Raw genomic sequence first — 13,650 nt, forward strand, 5'->3', positions numbered from 1 at the left:
AGGTTCTCAGATCGGGATGAAACCTAGGGATGGCGGATAGGGCATTCGCCCGATGTGTTCGGCGGCCGTTCTGGCGAGGCTGGCCCGGTGATCCAGACCGGTGTGCAACCGCTGCTCAGCCGTCCGATGGTCATCCTGGGGATGACCTCGGTCGCTGCGATGACGAGCTTCTACCTGCTTGTTCCGATCGTTCCGCTGTACACGGCGTCAGGTGGTTCGGGGGATATGGGCGCCGGGTTGTCCACCGGCGTCACCATGCTGGCGACGGTGCTCATGGAACTGGCCATGCCGGCGTTGCTGGCCCGGTACGGCTACCGCGTCGGCATGGCGCTGGGCGTCCTCCTCCTCGGCGTTCCCCCGGCCCTGCTGGTCCTGTCCTCGGCGTTGCCGATGGTGCTGGCCACGAGCCTGGCGCGCGGGGCCGGCCTGGCCATCGTGGTCGTGGTGGGCCCTGCCATGGTGGCCGAGCTGGCCCCGGCCGAACGCCGGGGCGAGGCGCTGGGCGCGTACGGCGTGGCCGTCGGGATCCCCGCGATCCTGGGACTGCCGACCGGCTTGTGGCTGGTTCCGCTCATCGGCTACGGACCGGTCTTCCTCGCGGGGACGGGGCTGGCGCTGCTCGCGCTCATCGGGATTCCAGGGCTGCCCGCGAGGGCGGCGCCGGTCGAGCAGCATGGAGGCGTCCTTCGCGCTCTGCGCCACGCCGGTCTTGCCCGGCCCGTCATCGTCTTCGCGACGATCACGCCGGCGGCCGGCGTGCTGCTGACGTTCCTGCCGCTGGCCGTCCCCGCCGGCTCAGCGCGGACGGCCGCGACGGCGCTGCTCGCACACTCCTGCGCGATGCCGCTCGCACGGTGGGCGGCCGGCCGATACGGCGACCGCCACGGCCAGTCCGTCCTGCTGATGCCGGCCGTGCTCGCCGCGGTCATCGGGATGGCCGGGATCGTCTGGCTCGACAACCCCTACGCGGTGATCGCGGGGGCGGCGCTCTTCGGCGCCGGTTTCGGCGCCGCCCAGAACGTCACCCTGGTGCTGATGCTCGCGCGGTCCTCCTCCTCCGCGTTCGGCCGGGTGAGCGCGCTGTGGAACCTCGCCTACGACGGCGGGATGGGGATCGGCGCCGTCGGGTTCGGACTCGTGGCCGGGCCCGCGGGATATCCGGCGGGGTTCGCGCTGATCGTCGCGGTGCTGGCTCTCGCCGTTCTTCCCTCCTGGCTCGACACCCGATCGGAAAGGAAGCCCATCAATGAGCGATGACCTGCGGCGCGCCGTACAGAAGGTGCTGCCGGGCGTACGAGCCGACCTCGAAGCCCTCATCCGCATCCCCTCCGTGAGCGCCGACCCGGCCGCGGCCGAGGACGTGCGCCGTTGCGCGGAGCTGACGGCACAGCTCTTCCGGACCGGCGCCGCGCAGGAGGTGGAGATCCTGGACGACGTCCCCGGCGGCCGGCCGGTGGTCCTCGCCTGTTGTCCCGCACCACCCGGCCGTCCCACCGTGCTGCTGTACGCCCACTACGACGTGCAGCCCGCCGGCGATCCCGCCCTGTGGTCGAGCAGGCCGTTCGAGCCGCGCGAAAGCGGCGGGCGGCTGTACGGCCGCGGATCCGCCGACGACAAGGCGGGAATCGCCACCCACCTGGCCGCATTGCGCGCGCACGGCGGGCGTCCGCCGGTCGGAGTCGTCGTCATCGTCGAAGGAGAGGAGGAGATCGGCTCCCCGACGCTCGGCGCCTTCCTCGACCGGCACCGTGACAGGCTCGCCGCTGACGTGATCGTGCTCGCCGACTCGGAGAACATCGACGTCGGCGTCCCTTCGTTCACCACCACTTTGCGCGGCATGGCCAACTGCGTCGTCGAGGTGCGGACGCTGGCCGAGAGCGTGCATTCCGGCACGTACGGCGGGGCCGCTCCCGACGCGCTCACCACGCTGTGCCGCCTGCTCGCCACCCTCCACGACGAGGACGGCCACGTCGCGGTGGACGGTCTGGTCACCGGTAGCCCACCGCGGACGGGCTACCCCGCGGAACGGTTCCGGGCCGAGGCGGGCGTGCTCGACGGCGTCAGGCTGCTCGGCTCGGGCGGCATCCCCGAACGGGTCTGGACCGGACCCGCGGCGACCGTCCTGGCCATCGACGCGCCCGCCGTATCCGGAGCCGCCAACGCCCTCACCGCATCCGCCCGAGCCAAGGTGAGCCTGCGCATCGCGCCGGGCGACGACGCGGTACGGGCCCGCGCCGCCCTGGCCAGGCACCTCCGCGACCACACGCCCTGGGGCGCGCAGGTCGAGGTCACCGAGGCGGAGATCGCGCAGCCGTACGCGGTCGACACCCGGGGTCCGGCCTTCGACGCGGCACGCCGCGCCTATCAGCGGGCCTTCGACGCCGACGTGGTCGATCTCGGAGGCGGCGGCGCCATCCCCTTCGTCGCGGAATTCGCCGCCGCGTACCCGAAAGCCGCCGTCCTCATCACGAGCCCCGGAGGCGACCCAGCCGCCCGCGCCCACAGCACCGACGAGAACCTGCACCTGGCCGACTTCGAACGCGCCTGCCTCGCCGAGGCACTCCTGCTCACCGAACTCGCGGACTGGAGCTCCCGCGCTCACGGGCAGCTGTCGCGGTACGGAAGGTCCGGGACGTAGGCCCTCCATTCAGCGGTGGTGAGGGAGCCGCCCGCCCGCCGGCAGATCGCCTGGATGACACCGGCAGGCTCGACGACGTGCGTCCGCGCCACCCCGTTGAGATCAAGGGTGACGACGCCGGCCCCGTCAGCCGTGAAGGCGATCGACTGGAGCTGCCCCATCTCCGAATCCCGACCTCCCCCGAAGTCACGCAGCGTACCGAGGCTCGTTCCCGTGACCGGATCGAACAACCGCACCCTGCCGTCCGTCGCGCCGACCGCGACGACGTCGTCACGCGGGGAGTAGGCGGCGATCGACAGATCGCCGGACTTGTCGCGGACGACCGGCCCGAGGCGCTTGCCGGCGGTGTCCCACAGTGTCAGGCGGCCTCGGGAGTCCAGGACCACCACGCCGTCGCCCTTGTGGAGGAAGAAGATCCGGCGGCCGACGGTGTCCTTTCCGCTGACGCTGAAGGGCCCGGTCACCGGCCGTCCGGTGGCGGCGTCGAGCAGGCGCTGGCCGGCACCGGCGAGAGCCAGCCGCCTGCCGTCGGGGGAGAAGGCCACGTCGTTCGTCTCCGGGAGCGTCGTGTTCCAGAGCTTCCGCTTGGCCTTCCAGTCCCATACCTGGGCGGCGTACTTGAGCACGGCGCGGCCGTCGTCCGGGCTGCGCAGGACGAGCGCGAGGCGGGTGCCGTCCGGGCTGAAGCTCACCACGTGGGGCTCCAGATCTCCCGGGTCGATCTGGCCCAGGGCGGCTCGCGTGGCGACGTCCACGATCTTCACCGTGCCCTGGTCCACCGCGGCCAGCAGCCTGCCGTCCTTGCTGAAGTACGCCTCCTCCATGGCGGGCAGGGTGCCCACCGCCTTGTTGCTGCGTACGTCGCGCAGCTGGGTCCGGTCGCCGGTCTGGGTCACCGAGAGCTGCCCGTCCGGGCTCAGCCTGCCGAAATTGGTCGAAGAGTCCGCCGGGGCGACGGAGAGGTCGGAGACGTCGACGGAGAAGACCCGGTCCTCGACGAGATAGCGGAACGTCCGGCCGTCGAAGGCGCCCTGGGGCTGCTCGCCGTCAATGTCCATGTTGCCCAGCAGCGGCACCGCGGTGAGCAGCTGGGCATCGGCCATCCGCCAGAACTGGACCTCCTTGCCGGTGATCGAGGCGAGCAGCTTCCCGTCCCCGCTGATCGTCACCGCGCCGCGGTTCCAGGTCCCCTGTGTGCCGGCGCCGTCCTTGACGCCGATGTCCACGACGGACCTGTCCTCGACGTCGGTCAGGCGCACCGACTTCGCCCGCGGCGTCGCCTGCCACCTGCCGTCCGCGCTCGCCGTCGCGGCGACCGTGGAAGGCCGCGTGCGCTCGCCGGTCCGCGGATTCCACTGCTGGTACGTGTCGGGGTCACGGATCACCACCGTCCGGTCGTCCGCGCGGACGATCTCCGCCCAGCCGTTCACGAGGTCGAGCGGGCGATCGAAGACCCAGGTCCCGATGGCCGTTCCGCCGGACAGCTCCCAGGCCCGGATCCGCTTGTCCGTCAGGACGACGAGCGTACGGCCCGAAGGGGCCAGGGCCACCGCGGTCACCTGGTCTCCGGCCAGCCCCAGCCGGTTGATCCCACCGATCCGCTCCCCGGTGCGCACGTCCCACACCTGGGCGGTGTCCTGGCTGACGTCGGCCAAGGTACGCCCGTCGGCACCGAGGGCCCGGACCGTGTCGCCGGCGCTCACCCGATCCGTGAACGTCGCCGACTCGCGCTGCGCGAGCGCCGTCATCAGCCCTGCCCTGGTGAGCGGCGTGCGGTCCAGGCTCCACGCCGCCACGCTCAGCCGCATCGCCAGCATCGGATCCGTGACGCGTACCTGTTGCACGAGCCCGGCCAGCCGGGTCGCCTCCGACCTGCCGAGCGACGCGGTGACCTCCTCGGCGCGCCGATCGGCGACCAAGCCCTGCTGGACGGCCAGCCCGCCGGCCACCAGCGAGATCACCAGCAGCCCGCCCAGGGCCAGCGACACCAGCCGGGCACGCTTGGCGCCGCGTCTGGACAGGTCCGCGCTCGCCTGGAGGAAACCTCGCTCCACCGGGGCCAGCGTGATGTCGCGCCTAGAGTTGGCCGCCCACTGCAGGGCGTCGTCCAGACTGCTGCCGCGGAACAGGTCGCCGTCCCGCCGGCCGGCCCCGTCCCACCGGCGCGCCGCCGTGAGGATCTCCCGGTGGACCGCCAGCCCGTCGCGGTTGTTGCCGATCCAGTGCCTGTACCGGGGCCAGGCGTGCGGCAGGGCCGGCCGCGCCAGCCAGATCTCCTCGCCGCCCGTGGCCAGGAGGTACGTGAACACCTCCAGAATCCGGTTGATCGCCGCCGTCTCGTGCTGCCCTCTTCCCTGGAGGAGCTCGGCCCGGGCCGCCCGCCGTCCGATCAGCTCCCCATGCTCGTCCACGGTGACCAGCCGCAGGAAGACCTCGGCCACCATCTCGCGCTCGGCGGGCCCGAGCATCGCGTACGCCTCCTCCGCCAGCGCGCCCAGCGCGGGATCGTCGGCCGTCACCGCGATCCGGGTGGCCTCGCGGCCGCCCACGGCGAGCAGCCCGGCGACATCCAGCTGCCCGCCGCCGCTGACCAGGCCGAGCAGCAGCTCCCGGGAGGTCGGACGGTCGAGCGGATCCTTGGCCAGGGCGGCGGCCACCAGCGGGTGCAGCGACTCGGGCAGCACGCTGAGATCCGGGCTGGCGGACAACACCCGGTGCATGACCCCACCCAGGCTCTCGGCCTGGAACGGGTCCTCGCCGGTGGCGGCGAACATCATGATGCCGGCCCAGGCGAACACGTCCGCCGGCGCCCCCGCCCGGTGCCCGGTGAACACCTCCGGGGCCATGTACGTGGGCGTTCCCGAGACCAGGCCGGTCTCGGTGAGCGACATCTCCATCGTCCGGGAGATGCCGAAGTCGATCACTCGCGGGCCGTCCGGCCCGAGCAGCACGTTGTCCGGCTTCAGATCACGGTGGATCACGCCCGCCTCATGGACGGCGGTCAGGGCGGTGGCGATGGCGGTGGCCAGCCGGTGCAGGTCCCCGCCCACGAACCGGCGGCCGTCGAGGACGACCTGACGCAGGCTCGGCCCTTCGACGTACTCACTGACGATGTACGGCCGAGTCCCCTCCAACTGGGCGTCGAGCACGCGCGCGGTGCAGAACGAGGCCACCCGCTGCGCGGCCGTCATCTCCCTGCCCAGCTGGGCGGCCTGGTCGCTGTGCAGGACCTTGATCGCGACGCGGCGGGCATCCTCCGTGTAGGCCTCGTAGACGACCCCCTGGCCGCCCGCGCCCAGCCGCCCCGCCAGCCAGTACTGCCCCAGCCGCTGCGGATCCCCATCCAGCAGTTTCGTCGCCATACATCATCCCCGTTTGTCAGTGACTATGCGGGATTCGATGCGCCCGGCCCGGACAAAGTTCGATCACGACAGCTCACTCACCCACTGCCGACCCGGCGACGGCGGTGTGCATCCGATGCGATGTACACCTCTTGCTGCCATTTGTTACGGATGTAACATGGCGGTGTGACGGGTCCTACGGAAGAGCCGGGATGGTTGCTGGTCAGCGTGTCCACGGCCGGGGCCGCGCCGACGCTTCGTGTGCAGGTGTGGCGCAAGCTGCGTTCGCTGGGTGCGTTGTATCTGCAGCAGTCGGTATGTCTGCTGCCCGAGCGGGAGCAGACGTTGCGGCAGGTGCGGCGGTTGCTGGATCGGGTGCGCCAGCAGGGCGGCACGGGCCGCATGTTGCGCCTGACCCTGACCGACGCGGCGGAGGAGCGGCAGGTCATCGGGGAGTTCAACGCCGCCCGCGACGCCGAGTACGCCGAGGTGCTGGAGCGCCTGCCCGCCTTCCGCGACGAACTGGCCATGGAACGGGAGCGGGGCAGGGCCACCTACGCCGAGGTCGAGGAGTCGGAGGCGGATCTGGAACGGTTCCGCTCCTGGATGGCCAAGATCGACGCGCGGGACTACTTCGCCGCCCCGACCGGCGCGGCGGCTCGGGCGGCGGTCGAGGAGGCGTCCGCCGACCTGGCCGCCTTCGAGCAGGCGGCGCTGGCGGCCGAGGCCCCGATCGGCGTCGGGCCATCGGATGTGCGTGAGGGTGATGAGGCATGACCGGTTCGTGGGTCTGGGACCTGTTGATCGGGATCGTGGTGGCGCTGCTGGTGGCCTGGGTGGTGCTGATCGGCGCGCTGGCGATCATCCGGCCCCGTGGCGGCCTGTTGCGTGAGGCGTTGCGGCTGCTGCCGGATGTGCTGCGGCTGGTGCGCCGCCTGGCGGCCGATCCCGATCTGCCGCGCGGGGTACGGGTCCGGCTGGCGCTGCTGCTGGCGTACCTGGCCCTTCCTATCGACCTGGTGCCCGACTTCATCCCCCTGCTCGGCTACGCCGACGACGCCATCATCGTCACCGCCGTCCTGCGCTCTGTCGTACGCCGTGCCGGGCTGCCCGCCGTACGCAGGCACTGGCCCGGCACCGACGACGGCTTCGCCGTTCTGGCTCGACTAACCGGGCTGGACAGAGCGTCCACCGGTCCGCAAGAAGCGGAATGACGGCGTAATCGTGGGCGGGTTGCTGTCGTTCTCGCTCGCGGTGGTGCAGCGGCGGCCTGGTCCTCTCGACTCCCCGGCGTTACGGGATGACCTCGGGGTCCTTGACGTTCGCCTGCCAGCGGGCGGCCCACCGGTCGCGTAGTGCGGCGAAGTCGCCGTCGTCCAGGCCGTAGGTGCTGACGATGACGTTGACCTGGGCAGGTTGGGGATCGGCGGGGTCGGCGCCGACCGAGACGAGGTGGCCCTCGTCGTTCACGATGCCGGCCCCGTGCCAGCGGGTGCCCGGGCCGATGATCTCGATCACCTGCGCCCCGGTGGCCTGGCCTGCCAGGTAGATGGTACGGCGGCGCCCCGACGGAGCTCTGTCCAAGTAGAAGCGGAGCTGCTCCAGGTAGAACCGCCATCCCTCGGCGACTCCGCCGTACAGGTCCTGCCAGTCCGCGCTTTCCAGGCTGGGCACCACGAGCCGGACCACCGTGCGCGTACCGTCGGCGGTCAAGGTCAGCTCGGTGCCGTCGTCGAAGGCGACCCGCTCGGGCGGATGCAGCTCGGAGTCGTCGACGAAGGACCGGATCTCCTCCGCCAGGCCCGTGGCAGGCCTGGCCGGAGCGGTGTGGCTCGCGTCGTAGTCGTAGCCGAACCACTCGTGCAATCCCTCCGGCGTGCTGACGGCACGCCAGACCGCGTCCTGGCGCGCGTCGACGGTCAGCTCGACCAACGGACGCTTCTGGTGATTCATGGCCTGTCCTCTCGTTCTTGATCGCTTACGGGCGTGGGATGGCCGCCGATGATGAGGCGGTACCGGCGAGTCGCCTCGGGTGAGTCGTAGGAGGCCACCAGGTCGGCCACGCGGGCGGCCAGGTCGGTGGCGAACCGGCTGATGTCGGCCGGTTCGGCGAAGCCCACGTCGGTCTCGATGGTGAAGGTGACCAGCCGCTTGCCCTCCCGCGCGGCCCGCTCGCGCATCTCGGCCACGTCGCCGAACGTGCGGGCGGTCACGGCCAGGAGCGTGTCGGCCGCGAAACGGTCCTGCTCGCCGGGAGAGGGCGCGCCGACCACCTCCGGCGCCACCACCACGGTCCGCGCGGTCGCGCGCACGATCCGCTCCTGGCGGCCGCGCCGCTGACGCAGCTCCACCACCTCGACCAGCCCGGCCTTCTCCAGCTCGCGGAGGTGGTAGTTGACCCGCTGCCGGGTTTCCCCCAGCCGCGCGGCGACCGTCGTGGCAGATGCCGGCTCGCGAAGTTCCTCCAGCACCCGCTTGCGCAGCGGTGACAGCGATCCGCGTACCACGTCGAGTTCCGCACCCATAAACGCATAGTGGATTTGAAAATTCCGTTTGTCAAATGCCTCCGACGAGCTCCCGGGCGAGCACGAGCCGCGCAGGACCTCAACGGGTGCGTATGCCGGGCAGTCCCAGGCCGGTGCCGTCGTGGTGGGTGGTGCCGAGGGCGCGCCAGAACCGGTCGAAGGCGCGGGTGCGGTCGGCCGCGCTCATGCCCGGCCCCTGATCGATCACATTCGGCTGGCCGTACGGCGTGCCGTCGGATGCGGTGGCGGGCGCCGCCGCGCACGGGGGCCGGCTCGCGCTGCTCGCCCGGCACGGGGGTGGCCTACGCGTGTCGATCACGCTTCCGGTTGCCAGGGTGGCGGTGGCGGCATGAGGGTCCTCGTCGTCGAAGACGATCACGCCCTGGCCGAGGTGGTCGCCGAAGGGCTGCGCGATCAGGGGATGGCCGTCGGCCTCGCCCACGACGGGCTGGCCGCCGCGGCCAAGCTCGACCTCACCCCGTACCCAAGAAGACCACCGCATGATCCCCTAAAACGCAAGCTAAGGGCCCGTGGCGAATTCGGCGACCAGTTCGAAGCGGCCGCCCCTTTGCGATCCGGCGGTGAGCCGGCCTCCGGTGCGTTCGGCCAGGCCGGTCAGCCCTGATCCGCCGGGGCCCGGTCGCGGGGCTGAGGGCGGGGCTTCGGCGGCTCCGTCGTTGACGACGCGCAGCCGGACCGTGTGGCCCACGGAGACGATGGTGATGGTGCAGGTTCGGGCGGTGCTGTGCCGTACGACGTTGGTGACCGCCTCGCGCAATGCCGCGGCCATCGCCGTGTCCACCTCGGGTGGCAGGGGTCCGGTCTCGACGGTGGCGACGGTCCGGATCCCGGCGGTCTCCAGGACGGTGTGCGCCGCGGCCAGTTCCTGGTCAAGGCTCAGCCCCACGGTCGCGTGGGCCACTGACTCCAGTTCGGCCCGTGCGCGCTCGACCAGTTCGGGCAGTGCGGCCAGTTCGGCGCGGGCGCGTACCGGGTCGATGTCCAGCAACCGCTCGCACAGCTCTCCCTTGAGCGCCACCGCCGACAGGCTGAAGGACAGCAGGTCGTGCAGGTCGCGGGCGACCCGGGTGCGCTCCTGGATGAGGGCTTCACGGGTCAGGTCCCGTTCGGCCTGGTGCAGCAGGACCACCAGATTCGACAGCCGGATCAAACCGTAGGAGACCCAGGTGAGGATGGTCAGGGATATCAGGTTCGCCGCCATCCCCGCCAGGTTGGGTACCGGCGGCGGGTAGAAGAGGAGCGTGATGTACAGCGCCACCGCCACACCGGTGAGGACCAGGGAGCGCGGCGGCCGCATGCGGGTGAGCACCAGCCCGAGGAAGAAGGGCCACAGGCAGGTGAGGAAGACGAGCTCCCAGAGCAGGTAGCCGAACGGTATGACGGGGACACCCAGCAGCAGCCCGAGAAGGATCATCTGCCTGCGTGACGGCTTCATCAGCAGCAGGATCACTCCGGCCGCGCACATCAACGGCACCGTCAGGAGCAGGGTCCACGGCCGGTGGTAGGTCATGACGGAGACGACCGCGTGAAGCGCGGCCTGGCAGGCGATCAGCGCGGCCAGCATGAGGCGCGCCACCTTCGGCGACTCGATCGGCGGCGGCAGAGGGGGCGAGACGCGGTAGCCGGCGGCCGTGGCACGGATGTCGGCCAGCGCCTGCCGGGCGGCGCCGACGGCCACGTGGAGCCGGTCGCGTGCGATCTCCGGTTCGGCGTCGACGGCTTGCGCGAGCCGCTCCGAGACCGCTCGCAGGTGCTCGCCGACGACCGCGCCCAGTTCGCCGCCGAGCCGTCGCCGTTCCCGCTGCAGCTCCAACCGCGCCAGATCCCCGCGCGCCGCGTCGAGCCTGGCCGCCATCACCGTCAGGGCGTACAGGCCGAAGACGATCAGACCGTTGGTGGCGGTCTTCAGCGTTCTCATGATCGTCGTCAGCACGTCGTCGCCGGCCCACAATCCGGCCACGCCCGTGGCGACCAGGAGGAGCCCGAACAGCGGCCAGGCCACCCGCCCCCGGAAGGAGCACAGCACCGCGACCGCCAGCGGCCACGGCAGCCACTCCCAGTGCGTGCCCGCGACGGCGAACGGCACGGCGTACAGGATCACCAGCGCCGCCAGCAGGCCGTTGCGGACCCGGAGGCGATGCGGCCCGGCCAGCAACGCCACCAGCGGCGGATAGGGAGCCATCGTGACGAGCACGACCGGCCACGCCAGCCCTTCCTCCAACGCCACCATCAGCCGGAAGGTCATGATCAGGCCGAGGGCGGCCCACATCATCGCGCGCACCAACCGCAGCCGCGTATCCCGAGTGTCGTCCAACTCGTCGTCCACCGGGTCGTCCTTCACTGCCGCGTCGGGAAAATGGAGATTAGTGGGACCAATCATCCGGTACCACCTGCCTGGCACCACACCCGGCTGCCGGAAGGCCTGGTGATACTGTTCGGCGTGATCAGGATTCTGCTCGCCGAGGACGTGGAGCTGCTGCGTTCGGCGCTGGTGGGGCTGCTGTCCTTGGAAGACGACCTCCAGGTGGTGGCGGAGCTCGCCTCTGGCGCGCTCATCGTGCCGACCGCGCTGGAGGTCCGGCCTGACGTGGCCGTGCTCGACATCGACCTGCCCGAGGTGGACGGCCTGACCGCCGCCGAACGGCTCCGCGAGCGGCTGCCCGGGTGCCGGGTGCTGATCCTGACCGGTCTGAACCGGCCGGGCCAGCTCCGCCGGGCGCTCGCCGCTCAGGTGGCGGGGTTCCTGCCCAAGGACGTACGGCACGCCGAGCTGACCGGTGCGATCAGGACCGTGGCCTCGGGCGGCCGGGTGCTGGACCCGGCGCTCACGGCAGCGGCGCTGGAGGCGTCGGCAAGTCCCATGTCGCAGCGGGAGACGATGGTGCTGCGCCTGTCGGCCACGGGCGCCTCCCCTGGGGAGATCGCCGAACAGCTCTTCCTCACCCCCGGGACCGTCCGCAACTACCTCACGTCCGCGGCGGCGAAACTGGACGCTCGCAATCGCGTCGACGCCATCAGAATCGCGACCGAGGCGGGCTGGATCTGAGGCCGCCCGTCGCTATGAAAAATTCACATCTCAACAGGTGACGGACACGCTATCGAGCGACCCGTCAGATTTGAAAATCTCCTCTCCGGCAGTTCGCACGGCGCCCGCAAGCGCCTGCGTGAGCGTGAAGGAGATTCCTGATGTCGATGGAAAAGGTCGAGTTCGGCAGCGACGGGTACCGGCTGACCGGCGACCTTCACCTGCCCGAGCCCGGGACCGGCCGCGGCGCGGTGGTGCTGACCGGCCCGTTCTCCGGGGTGAGGGACCAGGTCACCGGTTACTACGCGGAGCGGTTCGCGCAGCGTGGATATGTGGCCCTGGCCTTCGACCACCGCAACTGGGGTGACAGCGAGGGCGAACCGCGTCAGCACGAGGACGCCTCCGCGAAGGTCTCGGATCTGCGCAACGCGGTCAGCTTCCTGGGCTCCCGGCCGGAGGTCGACCCCGACAAGATCGCGCTGTGCGGGGTGTGCCTGGGCGGGATCTACTCGGTGCAGCTCGCCGCGTTCGACCCCCGGGTCAAGGCCGTCGCGTTGATCGCGGCCGCCTACAACAACCCCGGGCTGATCCGTGACCGGTTCGGCGCGGAGAACTTCGCGGCGCTGATGGCCCAGTTCGCGCAGATAGCGCAGCGGCAGTCCGACACCGGCGAGATCGAGTACTGGCCCGCCGTCAACCCCGAAGGCATGCCCGCGGGGAACCCCGGCCCGGAACCGTTCGAGTACTACGGGACGGAGCGAGGGGCCCGGCCCGGCTGGGAGAACCGCTGCACCGCGCTGTCGGTGCTGCAGGAGCTGGCGCTGGACGTCGACTCCTACCTGCCGCTGGTCTCCGCTCCTCTGCTGATCGTGCACGGCACCGGCGACCAGGCCATTCCCGTGGCCGACGCGCAGGCCGCCTTCGCGGCGGCGCCCGAGCCCAAGGAACTCTTCCTGCTCGACACCGGCAACCACATCGAGTTGTACGACGACGACCGTTACGTAATCCCTGCCATTGATTGGACCGTTTCGTTCTTCGACAGGAGCATGTGATGCGTTACCGACTGCTCGGCCGCACCGGTCTGCGGGTGTCGGACATGTTCCTGGGAACGATGACCTTCGGACAAGAGTGGGGGTGGGGCGCCTCCGTCGAGGAGTGCCGCAAGATGTTCACCGCCTACGCCGAAGCGGGCGGGAACGTGATCGACACCGCCAACCGGTACACCGAGGGCAGCAGCGAGCGGATCGTCGGAGAACTGCTCGGCTCCGACCGCGACCGCTTCGTGCTGGCCACGAAGTACACCCTGACCATGGACGGCACCGACCCCAACGCCAGCGGCAACCACCGGAAGAACCTGGTCCGTTCGGTCGAGGCCAGCCTGCAGCGGCTGGGCACCGACTACCTCGACCTCCTGTGGGTGCACATCTGGGATCCCAACACGCCCGTCGAGGAGACCATGCGGGCCCTCGACGATCTCGTACGGGCGGGCAAGGTGCTGTACGTCGGGATCTCCGACGCGCCCGCCTGGCTGATCGCCCAGGCGAACACCATCGCCGAGTTCCGCGGGTGGACCCCGTTCGCCGGCCTCCAATTGCCCTACAGCCTTGTCAAACGCGACATCGAGCGGGAACTGCTGCCCATGGCCGCCGCCCTGGAACTGTCGGTGGCCGCGTGGTCGCCGCTGGCCGGAGGCGTCCTGTCGGGCAAGTTCACCAGGAGCGGCGCCGAGGGCCCCTCCCGGGTCGAGCGGGCCACCGTCTCCGAGCGCGACCTGGCCGTCGCCCGTACGGTGGACGCCGTGGCCGACGAACTCGGCGTCTCCTCGTCGCAGGTCGCCATCGCCTGGACGCGAGCGCACCGGCCCTGGATCCACCCGATCCTCGGCGCCCGCACCCTGGACCAGCTGACCGACAACCTCGCCGCGATCGACCTGGACCTGCCCGGAGAGGCGGTGAACCGGCTGGAGGAGGCCGCCGCGATCGAGCTGGGCTTCCCGATGGAGTTCATCCTGGACACCACGGCCGACTTCGTCTATGGACCCAGCGGGAAGCAGGTCGACGGCCGCCACGCGGCAGGTCCCGTTCGTTCCCGCTGACCGAT

12 protein-coding genes are annotated in these 13,650 nt (G+C 71.0%); 7 read left to right on the forward strand and 5 right to left on the reverse strand.

Annotation, left to right across the window (positions count from 1 at the left end; genetic code table 11):
* Positions 1–87: 87 nt before the first annotated feature.
* Together ACIHFD_RS56665 and ACIHFD_RS56670 are read left to right on the forward strand one after the other, a co-directional pair.
* The gene (locus ACIHFD_RS56665) at positions 88–1,257 is read left to right on the forward strand and encodes an MFS transporter (protein ID WP_397373972.1); all 1,170 of its coding nucleotides are present in this window, start codon (positions 88–90) and stop codon (positions 1,255–1,257) included.
* Positions 1,247–2,638 carry a M20/M25/M40 family metallo-hydrolase gene (locus tag ACIHFD_RS56670; protein WP_397373973.1) on the forward strand — a complete coding sequence of 464 codons (1,392 nt, stop codon included), beginning with the start codon at positions 1,247–1,249 and terminating at the stop codon, positions 2,636–2,638. Before ACIHFD_RS56665 ends, ACIHFD_RS56670 begins: the two co-directional genes overlap by 11 nt.
* Here the strand turns inward: ACIHFD_RS56670 and ACIHFD_RS56675 are convergent.
* Positions 2,599–6,000 carry a protein kinase gene (locus ACIHFD_RS56675; RefSeq protein WP_397373974.1) on the reverse strand — a complete coding sequence of 1,134 codons (3,402 nt, stop codon included), beginning with the start codon at positions 5,998–6,000 and terminating at the stop codon, positions 2,599–2,601. The genes ACIHFD_RS56670 and ACIHFD_RS56675 overlap by 40 nt on opposite strands.
* A gap of 165 nt (positions 6,001–6,165) precedes the next feature.
* Between ACIHFD_RS56675 and ACIHFD_RS56680 the strand changes: the two genes are divergently transcribed.
* On the forward strand, positions 6,166–6,756 hold the full coding sequence (locus tag ACIHFD_RS56680) for a Chromate resistance protein ChrB (RefSeq protein WP_397373975.1): 591 nt from the start codon (positions 6,166–6,168) through the stop codon (positions 6,754–6,756).
* Positions 6,753–7,193 (forward strand): YkvA family protein, encoded by a 441-nt coding sequence (locus ACIHFD_RS56685; RefSeq protein ID WP_397373976.1) that lies wholly within the window; start codon positions 6,753–6,755, stop codon positions 7,191–7,193. Before ACIHFD_RS56680 ends, ACIHFD_RS56685 begins: the two co-directional genes overlap by 4 nt.
* A gap of 79 nt (positions 7,194–7,272) precedes the next feature.
* On the opposite strand, the gene ACIHFD_RS56690 is transcribed toward ACIHFD_RS56685, so the two are convergent.
* The 4 genes from ACIHFD_RS56690 to ACIHFD_RS56705 all read right to left on the reverse strand — a co-directional run bounded on the left by ACIHFD_RS56690 (position 7,273) and on the right by ACIHFD_RS56705 (position 10,851).
* Entirely contained in the window at positions 7,273–7,932 is a 660-nt protein-coding gene (locus tag ACIHFD_RS56690) for an SRPBCC domain-containing protein (protein ID WP_397373977.1), read from the reverse strand.
* Entirely contained in the window at positions 7,929–8,504 is a 576-nt protein-coding gene (locus ACIHFD_RS56695; RefSeq protein WP_397373978.1) for an ArsR/SmtB family transcription factor, read from the reverse strand. The genes ACIHFD_RS56690 and ACIHFD_RS56695 overlap by 4 nt, the downstream gene beginning before the upstream one ends.
* A 79-nt stretch (positions 8,505–8,583) precedes the next feature.
* Positions 8,584–9,006: a hypothetical protein gene (locus ACIHFD_RS56700; protein ID WP_397373979.1), complete on the reverse strand. Its 423-nt coding sequence runs from the start codon at positions 9,004–9,006 to the stop codon at positions 8,584–8,586.
* An 18-nt stretch (positions 9,007–9,024) separates the two neighbouring features.
* Positions 9,025–10,851 (reverse strand): sensor histidine kinase, encoded by a 1,827-nt coding sequence (locus ACIHFD_RS56705; protein WP_397373980.1) that lies wholly within the window; start codon positions 10,849–10,851, stop codon positions 9,025–9,027.
* Between the two features lie 114 nt (positions 10,852–10,965).
* Between ACIHFD_RS56705 and ACIHFD_RS56710 the strand changes: the two genes are divergently transcribed.
* From ACIHFD_RS56710 to ACIHFD_RS56720, 3 genes are all read left to right on the forward strand, one after another.
* On the forward strand, positions 10,966–11,571 hold the full coding sequence (locus ACIHFD_RS56710) for a response regulator transcription factor (RefSeq protein ID WP_355211647.1): 606 nt from the start codon (positions 10,966–10,968) through the stop codon (positions 11,569–11,571).
* A gap of 140 nt (positions 11,572–11,711) precedes the next feature.
* A complete protein-coding gene (locus ACIHFD_RS56715) occupies positions 11,712–12,602 on the forward strand; it encodes an alpha/beta hydrolase (protein ID WP_397373981.1) in 891 nt (296 codons plus the stop codon).
* Positions 12,602–13,645 (forward strand): aldo/keto reductase, encoded by a 1,044-nt coding sequence (locus tag ACIHFD_RS56720; RefSeq protein WP_397373982.1) that lies wholly within the window; start codon positions 12,602–12,604, stop codon positions 13,643–13,645. The genes ACIHFD_RS56715 and ACIHFD_RS56720 overlap by 1 nt, the downstream gene beginning before the upstream one ends.
* Positions 13,646–13,650 lie beyond the last annotated feature (5 nt).

The sequence above is a fragment of the Nonomuraea sp. NPDC051941 genome, assembly GCF_044593615.1.